The 9,828-nt window shown below is 78.0% G+C and carries 9 protein-coding genes; 4 read left to right on the top strand and 5 right to left on the bottom strand.

What is annotated here, in order from left to right; all coding sequences use genetic code 11:
* Positions 1–11: 11 nt before the first annotated feature.
* On the bottom strand, positions 12–1,385 hold the full coding sequence (locus AB0E83_RS31000; protein ID WP_362119273.1) for an FAD-dependent oxidoreductase: 1,374 nt from the start codon (positions 1,383–1,385) through the stop codon (positions 12–14).
* A 9-nt stretch (positions 1,386–1,394) separates the two neighbouring features.
* Entirely contained in the window at positions 1,395–2,420 is a 1,026-nt protein-coding gene (locus AB0E83_RS30995; RefSeq protein ID WP_362119270.1) for a DUF4349 domain-containing protein, read from the bottom strand.
* Between the two features lie 137 nt (positions 2,421–2,557).
* On the opposite strand from AB0E83_RS30995, the gene hemG reads away from it, so the two are divergent.
* Positions 2,558–4,033 carry a protoporphyrinogen oxidase gene (hemG, locus tag AB0E83_RS30990; protein ID WP_362119267.1) on the top strand — a complete coding sequence of 492 codons (1,476 nt, stop codon included), beginning with the start codon at positions 2,558–2,560 and terminating at the stop codon, positions 4,031–4,033.
* Between the two features lie 17 nt (positions 4,034–4,050).
* Positions 4,051–4,764 (top strand): hydrogen peroxide-dependent heme synthase, encoded by a 714-nt coding sequence (gene hemQ / locus AB0E83_RS30985; protein ID WP_362119264.1) that lies wholly within the window; start codon positions 4,051–4,053, stop codon positions 4,762–4,764.
* Between the two features lie 187 nt (positions 4,765–4,951).
* Here the strand turns inward: hemQ and AB0E83_RS30980 are convergent, their stop codons facing one another.
* The 3 genes from AB0E83_RS30980 to AB0E83_RS30970 all read right to left on the bottom strand — a co-directional run bounded on the left by AB0E83_RS30980 (position 4,952) and on the right by AB0E83_RS30970 (position 8,257).
* Entirely contained in the window at positions 4,952–5,944 is a 993-nt protein-coding gene (locus AB0E83_RS30980) for a TIGR04222 domain-containing membrane protein (RefSeq protein WP_362119261.1), read from the bottom strand.
* Positions 5,941–7,464, bottom strand: coding sequence for a DUF692 domain-containing protein (locus tag AB0E83_RS30975; RefSeq protein WP_362119258.1), 1,524 nt, complete (start codon positions 7,462–7,464; stop codon positions 5,941–5,943). Before AB0E83_RS30975 ends, AB0E83_RS30980 begins: the two co-directional genes overlap by 4 nt.
* Before the next feature lie 82 nt (positions 7,465–7,546).
* Entirely contained in the window at positions 7,547–8,257 is a 711-nt protein-coding gene (locus AB0E83_RS30970) for a peptidyl-tRNA hydrolase (RefSeq protein WP_362119255.1), read from the bottom strand.
* 117 nt (positions 8,258–8,374) lie between these two features.
* Here AB0E83_RS30970 and AB0E83_RS30965 point away from each other — a divergent pair, with 117 nt between their 5' ends.
* Together AB0E83_RS30965 and AB0E83_RS30960 are read left to right on the top strand one after the other, a co-directional pair.
* Positions 8,375–9,235, top strand: coding sequence for an ATP-binding cassette domain-containing protein (locus AB0E83_RS30965; RefSeq protein ID WP_362119294.1), 861 nt, complete (start codon positions 8,375–8,377; stop codon positions 9,233–9,235).
* On the top strand, positions 9,232–9,828 hold a 597-nt coding region (locus tag AB0E83_RS30960; protein ID WP_362119252.1), incomplete at its 3' end, for an ABC transporter. The genes AB0E83_RS30965 and AB0E83_RS30960, both read left to right, overlap by 4 nt.

The raw sequence follows: 9,828 nt of genomic DNA, 5'->3' as shown, positions 1-9,828 counted from the left end.
GCGGCGGGCCCTCAGCCCGCCGCCCGCACCGCCGCCACCGCCTTGCGGGCCGCGATCAGCACCGGGTCCCACACCGGCGAGAACGGCGGCGCGTACCCCAGGTCCAGCGCCGTCATCTGCTCCACCGTCATCCGGGCCGTCAGCGCCACCGCCGCGACGTCCACCCGCTTCGCCGCGCCCTCCCGGCCCACGATCTGCGTCCCGAGCAGCCGCCCGGTCCGCTTCTCGGCCAGCATCTTCACCGTCATCGGCGCCGCCCCCGGGTAGTAGCCCGCCCGGCTCGTCGACTCCACCGTCACCGTCACGAACCGCAGCCCCACCTCCCGGGCGTCCTTCTCCCGCAGCCCGGTCCGGGCGATCTCCAGGTCGCAGACCTTCGACACCGCCGTCCCCACCACCCCGGGGAAGGTCGCGTAGTCGCCGCCCACGTTCGCGCCGATCACCTGGCCCTGCTTGTTGGCGTGGGTGCCCAGCGGCACGTGCCGGTCCCGGCCCGACACCAGGTCCAGGACCTCCACGCAGTCCCCGCCCGCCCACACGTCCTCCTGCCCCCGCACCCGCATCGCCGGGTCGGTCAGCAGCCCGCCGTGCGCGCCCAGCGGCAGCCCCGCCGCCTCCGCCAGCGACGTCTCCGGCACCACGCCCGTACCGAGCACCACCACGTCCGCCGGGTACTCGTCCGACTCCGTCGCCACCGCCCGGACCCGGCCGTCGTCACCGGTCAGGATCTCCGTCACCGCCGCCGAGCCGACCGTCCGGATCCCCAGGCCGTCCATCGCCGCGTGCACCAGCCGGCCCATGTCCGGGTCGAGGGTGGACATCGGCTGCTCGCTCCGGTTGAGGACCGTCACCTCGTACCCCCGGTTCAGCAGCGCCTCGGCCATCTCCACGCCGATGTACCCGGCGCCGACGACCACCGCCCGCCGCCCCCGCGTCCCCTCCAGCGAGTCGAGCAGCGCCTGCCCGTCCTCCAGGGTCTGCACCCCGTGCACGCCCTCCGCGCCGATCCCCGGCAGCGGCGGCCGGGCCGGGCGCGCCCCGGTCGCGATCACCAGCTTGTCGAAGCCCGTCCACGCCTCCGTGCCGGCCTCCAGGTCCCTGGCCAGAACCCGTCGGCCGGCGAGGTCGATCTCCGTCACCTCGGTCCGCGTCCGCAGGTCGATCCCGCGCGCCCGGTGCTCCTCGGGGGAGCGGGCGATCAGCTCCTCGCGGCCCGACACGTCCCCGCCCACCCAGTACGGGATGCCGCAGGCCGAGTACGAGGAGAACCGGCCCCGCTCGAAGGCCGTGATCTCCAGTTCCTCCGGCCCCTTGAGGCGGCGCGCCTGCGACGCGGCGGACATGCCCGCCGCGTCGCCCCCGATGATCACCAGTCGTTCGCTCATGCGCCCACGCTACGGGGCCGGGGCCTCCTCGTCCGGCTCTCCGCCGGGCAGCGGAAGACCGGCCGCGTTCGTCCGCGTCCCCCGCCCCGGCACGGCGGCGGGGGCGGGCGCCGGCCGGGGCGCGGCGGCGGCGCGGGCCCGGCGCCGCGGGCGGAGCACCCACCGCCACACCGCGTACGCCGGCAGCGCGACCGCCAGCCAGGGGGCGAGCGCCGCGAGCACCACCAGGGTCCAGGCGACCACCGCGACCAGGGCGTCCCAGCCGCCTCCGAGGGCCTCGCCGACGGCCGGGCGGCCGTCGTCGGTCAGCTCGTCCCCGGCGGTCACCCGCTCCTTCTCGCTCAGGTTCAGCGTGATCGTCGCCAGCGAGGTCCGCTCCTTCAGGGACGCCTGCCGGGCCAGCAGCGCCTCCAGGTCCGCCTGCCGCCGGCTCAGCTCCCCCTCCAGGGTCACCACGTCGGTCAGCCGCTCCGCCCGGTCCATCAGGGCCCGCACCCGCGCCACGCTCGCCCGCTGGGTGGCGATCCGGCTCTCCACGTCGACCACCTGGTCGGTGACGTCCTCCGCCTCCGCCGTGCGGGACAGCAGCTTCCCGGTGCCGGCCAGGTCGGAGAGGACCCGGTCGTAGCGGTCCTGCGGGACCCGCAGCACCATGACCGCGTGGCCGTACCGGTCGTCGACGCGCTCGGTCGTCTCCGACTCCACCCGGCCGCCCGCGCCCGCCACCACCGCCCGCACCCGGTCGGCGGTCTCCGCCACGTGGTCGACCTCCACCGAGAGGGAGGCCGTGCGGATCACGTGCTGGCCGGCCGGCGCCTTCGTCGCCGCCGGCTCCGCGGCCTCCCCCTTCGCGCCGCTCGCGCCGCCGGCGGTCGCGTCCCGCCGCGCGCCCCCGTCGGCCGCGGCGGCCTTCCCGCCCGCCGCGTCCGAGTCGCCCGACCCGCCGCAGCCCGCCGTCAGCGCCAGCGAGGCGGCGAGCAGCAGGGCCGCCCCCGCTCTCCTCCGCCGCCCGCCCGTCCTGTCCGAAACACGCACCGTGCCCCCCCTGGGGTCGCAGAAATGACGCCCCTTGGACGGAGGGGGCCCGCCCGGGGTTCGTGCTCCGCGGTAGCGATGCGGTCACGGTCCGGCCTCGGAACGGGAGCGCGGAGGCGATTTGAGAGAGTGGTCCCATGAACGCGGACACCACGGGACCCCAGGACGGCCCCCACGCCGTCGTCGTCGGCGGTGGCATCACCGGCCTCGCCGCCGCCCTCCGCCTGCTCGCCGCCGGCGCGCGCGTCACCCTCCTGGAGGGCGACGGCCGGCTCGGCGGCAAGCTGCTCGCCGGGGAGATCGCCGGCGCCCCCGTGGACCTCGGCGCCGAGTCCCTGCTCGCCCGCCGCCCCGAGGCCGTCGCCCTCGCCGAGGCCGTCGGCCTCGGCGACCGGCTCCAGCCCCCCGCCACCACCACCGCCGCCGTCTGGTCCCGGGGCCGGCTCGTCCCGATGCCCAAGGGCCACGTCATGGGCGTCCCCGGGGACGCCGGCGCCGTCGCGGGACTGCTCTCCCCGGAGGCCCTGGACCGGATCGGCGGGGACCTGGAGCTGCCGCCCACCGAGCTCGGCGAGGACACCGCCATCGGCGCGTACGTCGCCGAGCGCATGGGCCACGAGGTCGTCGACCGGCTCGTCGAACCCCTCCTCGGCGGGGTCTACGCCGGTGACGCCTACCGCATCTCGATGCGGGCCGCCGTCCCCGCCCTCTTCGAGGCCGCCCGCCGCCACCCCACCCTCACCGCCGCCGTCCGCGCCGTCCAGGCCGCGGGCGCCGCCGTCCCCGCCGACGTCGCGGGCGCCGCCACCGGCCTCGGCGGAGCGGCCTTCGCCGGCCTCGCCGGCGGCGTCGGCACCCTGCCCGGCGCCGTCGCCGACGCCGTCCGCGCCGCCGGCGGCACGATCCTCACCGGCACCCCGGCCACCGCCCTGCTCCGCACCGGCCCCGCCGGCTGGCGGGTCGTGACCCCGGACCGGACCCTCGACGCCGACGCCGTCCTCCTCGCGACCCCGGCCCCGGTCACCGCCGGACTCCTCGGCGCCCACGCCCCGGCCGCCGCCGCGCTCCTCGACGGGATCGACTACGCCTCCATGGCCCTGGTCACCCTCGCCTTCCGCCGCGCCGACCTGCCGGACCTGCCCGGCTCCGGCTTCCTCGTCCCGCCCGTCGACGGCCACACCATCAAGGCGTCCACCTTCTCCTCGCAGAAGTGGCGGTGGGTCGGCGAGGCCGCCCCCGACCTCTTCGTGCTGCGCACCTCCGTCGGCCGCCACGGCGAGGAGCACCAGCTCCGCCGCGAGGACGCCGACCTCGTCGCCGCCTCCCTCAAGGACCTCGCCGCCGCCACCGGCCTCGCCGCCCGGCCCGTCGCCACCACCGTCACCCGCTGGACCGGCGGCCTCCCGCAGTACCCCGTCGGCCACCTCGCCCGGGTCGCCGGGATCCGCGAGGCCGTCGCCGGCCTGCCCGGACTGCGCCTCGCGGGCGCCGCCTACGACGGCGTCGGCGTCCCCGCCTGCGTCGCCTCCGCCCACCGGGCGGCCGACGCGCTCGCCGACGAGATCATCGCCACGTCGGAAACGGCCCACCCCGGTGCGGGGCACTCCTCGTGACGGGCGAGAATAGGCGTATGAGTGCGCCCGAAAAGATCCCGAACGCCGGTAAGAAGGCGAAGGACCTCAACGAGGTCATCCGCTACACCCTGTGGTCCGTGTTCAAGCTGCGCGACGTCCTGCCCGCCGACCGAGCCGGCTACGCCGACGAGGTCCAGGAGCTGTTCGACAAGCTGGCGGCCGAGGACGTCACCGTCCGGGGCACGTACGACCTCTCCGGTCTGCGCGCCGACGCCGACGTCATGATCTGGTGGCACGCCGAGACGAGCGACCAGCTCCAGGAGGCGTACAACCTCTTCCGCCGCACCCGGCTCGGCCGCGCTCTGGAGCCGGTCTGGTCGAACATGGCGCTGCACCGCCCCGCCGAGTTCAACAAGTCGCACATCCCGGCCTTCCTCGCCGACGAGACCCCCCGCGACTACGTCTCGGTCTACCCCTTCGTCCGCTCCTACGACTGGTACCTGCTGCCGGACGAGGACCGCCGCCGGATGCTCGCCGACCACGGCAAGATGGCCCGCGGCTTCCCGGACGTCCGCGCCAACACCGTCGCCTCCTTCTCGCTCGGCGACTACGAGTGGATCCTCGCCTTCGAGGCCGACGAGCTGTACCGCATCGTCGACCTGATGCGGCACCTGCGCGCCTCCGAGGCCCGCATGCACGTCCGCGAGGAGGTCCCCTTCTACACCGGCCGCCGCAAGAGCGTCGCGGACCTGGTGGCGGGCCTGGCCTGACGGCCCCACGACCTGGTGGCGCCCCGGCACCCCGCCGGGGCGTTCGCCCCTCGACCCGGAAGATCAGACGGCGGCCGCGCCATGGCCCGCCGCTCCAGCGACACCGGGTCCGGCACCGGGTGCGGCGCGCGCGAGCGCGCCGCACCGGCGTCCCTTCTCTCCCCCTGGGACTTCTCGCGGCGCCGGCTCAGAAGCCGCCGCCTCCGCCGCCCCCGCCGCAGGACGATCCCCCGCCGCCCCCGCACGAGGACGACGAGGACGAGCCGCAGGACGACGAGGACGAGCCGCACGACGACGAGGACGAGCAGGACGGCCCGCTCGGCCCGGAGTCCGGGCCCCAGCCGTCGCCGCCCGTCGCCGCGCCCGCGCACCACACCACCACGGCCGTGGCGGCGGTCGTGTCGGAGGAGTACCGCGATCCCGAACGGCTCCCGCGGGCCGGGCGGTCGGGCCGGGCCGCGGCCCGCAGCCGCTCCCACAGCTCCCGGTCGTGCAGCGCCGGGATGCCGCCGAGGGCGACGTTGTTCGGCCCCCCGTACCCGTAGGCGCCCCGGAAGGCGGCGAGCGAGGCGAGCCCCGCCGCGCTGGTCTGGCGGGTGTAGCCGGTGCCGCAGACCAGCGCCGTGACGAAGCAGACGAAGAAGAGCGGCAGGATCTTCGCGACGAACGGCACGCCCGGCCCGTCCGCCGCGAACTCGGCGACGGTGACCGCGATCCCGAGCGGGAACAGCAGGACGGCCCCCACGGCCAGCCCGACGCACCAGCGCCGCAGGGCGCGCCGCGGACCCGGCAGGTTCACCAGCCCCCGGTCGGCGAGCGCGTCGCCGATCCGCTGCACCGTCGGATGCGTCATCACCCCGAGGCGCAGCGTCCGCAGGGAGCCGCTCGGGGCGGACGCGTGGACGTCGAGCACCGCCCGCTCCACCGGGTCGTGGGCGATCGGGTGGACGACCGCGACGACCCCGGGGCCGCCGATGTGGATCCGGCCGTCCAGGTGCATCGAGGAGAGCACCGTGTCGGCGACCCGGCCCGGACCGCCGGAGAGGAACGCGGCCTCGTAGACGTCCCGGAGCGGTCCGCCACGGCCGCGCCGCACGCGGCGGGCCAGCACGAACAGCCGGACGAACACGGCGGCGGCGGCCAGGTGGAGCGCCAGGAGCAGCAGGTCCGTGCCGGTCATCGTCGCCCCCCGAACACGCGCCGGGCCGCCCGCGCCACGAGCCCCGGGCCCGGCGGCCGGTCCTCGGCCCGCTCCCGCCACCAGCGGGTCAGCTCCCGCTGTTCGGGCCGCCTGGCCAGCAGCAGTCCCTCGACGAAGTCGAGCGCGTCCCGCCGGTAGCTTCCCGGCATGGGCCGGGTCCGCGCGTACGCCAGGAACGCGGGCCGGAAGTCCGCGCCGAGGATCTCCGGCAGCTCGGGCGCGATCCGCGCCACCACGGAGGCCCGCTTGGCGGCGAGCGCCCGGCCCTGCACCCCGAGCCGCCGCACGTCGAACCCCTCGGGCGCGGGGGTCCCGGCGACCAGCGCCGACAGCAGGGCGGCCTGGGCCAGCCCGACCCGCTGCCGCCGCGCGTCGGCGACCGGACCCCCGGGGCCGCCCCCGCCGGCCCGCTCCAGAACGGCCACCGCCGCTTCGGCCGCCGCCCCTTCCGCGGCCGTCCCTCCGGCCGCCGGTACGGCCGCCGGCTCCGGAGGCGCGGCGCCCGGGCGGGCGGCCGGCATCGGGCCGCCGGAGACGCGGGCGCCCGCGCCGATGAGGAGGGGCTCGCCGCCCGCGAGGGCGTGGCCCGCGCGCAGGGCGGCGGCGCCGACGCCGTGCCGCGCGGCGAGCCGCCCGCCGTCGGCGGCGCCGGGCCGCCGGTCCGCCGCGTGCCGCCGCGCCGCCGTCACCGTCGCGCGGATCGCGGTGAGTTCGGCGGCGAGCTCGGACGCGGCCGGGAAGAGGTCGTCCCGCTCCAGGAGCACCCCCGGCGGGGCGACCCGGCCGGCCAGGTCGGCCAGGATGCCGAGGACCGGCTCCGGCACCGGGTGCGCGTGGGTGTCGTGCCAGACCCCGTCCCGCTCGACCCCGCCCGCCACGTGGACGTACGCGAGGGCCTCCAGCGGCAGTTCGGCGAGGGCCCGCGCCGGGTCCTCGCCCCGGTTGCGGTGGTTGGTGTGCAGGTTGGCGACGTCGATCAGGAGCCGTACCCCCGTGCGCTCCACCAGCTCCGCCAGGAACCGCCCCTCCGACAGCTCCTCGTCCGGCCAGGAGAACAGCGCGGCGATGTTCTCCAGGGCCAGCGGCACCGGCAGCGACTCCTGCGCGATCCGCACGTTCTCGCAGAGCACGTCGAGGGCGTCCCGGGTGCGCGGGACCGGCAGCAGGTGCCCGGCCTCCAGGCGCGGGGTCGCCGTCAGCGGCCCGCCGGCCCGGACGAACGCGATGTGCTCGGTGACGAGCGGCGCCCCCAGCGCCTCCGCCTTCGCCGCCAGCGCGGCCAGCCGCTCCGGGTCCGGCCGGTCCGCGCCGCCGAGCCCCAGCGACACCCCGTGCGGCACGACCGTGACGCCCCGGGCCCGCAGCCGGGCCAGCGACTCGGGCAGGTGGTCGGCGCACACGTTCTCCGCGACGACCTCCACCCAGTCGACCCCGGGCAGCTCCTCGACCGCGTCCGCGATCTCGGGACGCCAGCCGATGCCGATGCCGAGTTCCGTCATGTCCCCCTCCTTCGGTCCTCAGTCATCCACGTGATGACCCCGGCGGCGCCGGTCGAACCCGGAGGGGAGGAGGTTCAGAGCTTCATTTGAGGTTCCCGGCGCCCGGGACCGCGGGCACCCCCGGGAACGCCGCGACCACCGTGGCGCTGCCGGGGGCGATCTCGGTGAAGCCGGCGTCGCGGACGACCGGGAGGCCGCTCGTGGCGAGCGCCGGCCAGTCGGCCTCCGGCGCGGTGCGGACGGCGAGCGGGAAACCGGCCTCCCGCCAGGCCGTGCGGGCGGCCCCGTCCATGGCCCACCACAGCAGCTGCGCGCCGTGCCCGGCCTGGGCCATCGCCTTGCCGGCTGACATGGCGAGGCCGGGGTTCATCCAGAGCACGGCCGCCCCCTCGGGGACGGGGCCGGGCTCGGCCGGGTCGTCGAGGTCGGTGCCCGAGACCTGGAGCTTGGCCAGCTCCTTGGGCCAGCCGTCCAGCGGGACCGGCGGGAAGACGCGCACCTCGGCCGCCTCGCCGGTCACGGTGAGGCCGGGCAGGGCCGCGGCGCGCCGCCACTCGGCGCCGCGCGCCCGCCGGACCACCTTGCGGATGCGGGCGTCCTCCCAGTCGGCGACCGCCCGCGCCCATTCCCCCTCGCCGACCGCGCGCTCGTCGGTCAGGAGCCGGAGCACCGCGCGGGCCGCGGTCTCCAGGGCGTCGGTACGGGCCGGGGGCGCGTCCCGTTCGATGCGCACCACCAGGGGGAGGACGTACTGGGGCTTCTCGTCGCGGGGATCGGTGTCGTCGCTGCTCACCCGGCAAGTCTGCCACCGGCCCGGCCGGCACCGGAGCGCGCGGCCGGTCCTTGTGGCCGGGGCGCCGGCCGGGCGAGGATCACCGGCATGAGGATGTCGGTGGAGGGGGCGGAGCCGGTGCGGCTCGCCGGGGTCGGGCGCCGGTACGGGCCGCGCGGCCCGTGGGTGCTGCGGGGCGTCGACCTGGAACTGCCCGCCGGCCGGCTGGTCCGGGTCACCGGCCCCAACGGCACCGGGAAGTCGACGCTGCTGCGCCTCGTCGCCGGGGTCGACGCGCCCGCCGAGGGCCGGATCACCGGCCGCCCGGCCCGGACCGCGTACGTCCCCGAACGCTTCCCGCCGGCCCTGCCGTTCACCGCCCTCGACCACCTGGTCCACCTCGGCCGCCTCCAGGGCCTGCGCACCGGCGCGGCCCGCGCCCGGGCGGGGGAGTGGCTGGAGCGGTTCGGGGCGGGCGCGTACGCCGGGACCGCCCTCGCCCGCCTCTCCAAGGGCACCGCCCAGAAGGTGGCCGTCGCCCAGGCGCTGCTCGCCGCGCCCGGCCTCCTCGTCCTCGACGAGGCGTGGACGGGCCTCGACACCGGCGCCCGCGCCGAGCTCGACCGGGCGGTGCGCGAACGGGTCGCGGCGGGCGCCGCGGTCCTCTTCGTCGACCACGACCCGCGCCGGCTGGCCGGCGAGGCCGGCACGGTCCTGCGCGTGGAGTCCGGCCGGGTCCGGGCGGAGACGCGTCCGGCGGCCCCCGCCCCGGTCCGGATCGTCGCCTCCGGGACCTCGGCGCTGCCCGCCGCCCTGCCCGGCGGGGCGACCGGGGCGCCGCTCGCGGACGGCGCGGGCACGGTCTTCCGGGTCGGGGGCGCGGACTCGGACGCCCTGCTGCGGGCGCTGCTCGACGCCTCCTGGCACATCCACCGGGTCACCACCGACCTCGCCGCCGCCCCCGTCCCCGCCCCCGACACCGCCGGGGAGGCACGGTGACGGCGCTCCTCCGGTACCACTCGGCCCTCTTCTTCCGGTCGCAGCGCTGGCTCGCCCCGCTGCTCCTGTACGCGGCCCTCGTCGCCGTCGGCGTCCGGCCCGGCGACCCCGTGCACGGCTCGCTCGGGATCGCGGCGGCCGGGCTGCTGCCGGTGTCGGCCTGGGCGGTGCGGATCTGCCTGACGCGGGAGCCGGCCGCCGCGCGGGCCGTGGTCGCCGCGGCCGGCGGCCGGTCCCGCGCGCACCTGGCCGCGCTCCTCACCGGCACCGGCTGGTCCGTCCTGGCGGGCGCGGCGGCGGCCGGCGCGGTGACGGCCACCGGCGACACCACCGGGACGAGCGGCCCGGCCGCCCTCCTCGCCGGGGTCCTGGCCGCCACCGCCTGCGCCCTCACCGGCGCGGCCGTCGGCGCGCTCGCCTCCCGGCCGTTCCTCAAGGCGCCGGGCTGGTCCCTCGCCGTCCTGCTCCTGGGCTCGCTGCTCGCCCTGGTGACCACCGGGTCGCCCGCGAAGCACGCGGTCACCGCCCTGGTCGCCGCCGAGGGGGCCGCGCGGGCGCCGTGGGCCGCCTGCGCCGCCGCCGCGCTCCTCGCC

The sequence above is a fragment of the Streptomyces sp. NPDC035033 genome (assembly GCF_040636735.1).
Lineage (GTDB): Bacteria > Actinomycetota > Actinomycetes > Streptomycetales > Streptomycetaceae > Streptomyces.
Note: the sequence above shows the minus strand (reverse complement) of the source record. Positions and strands in the feature narration are given on the sequence as shown.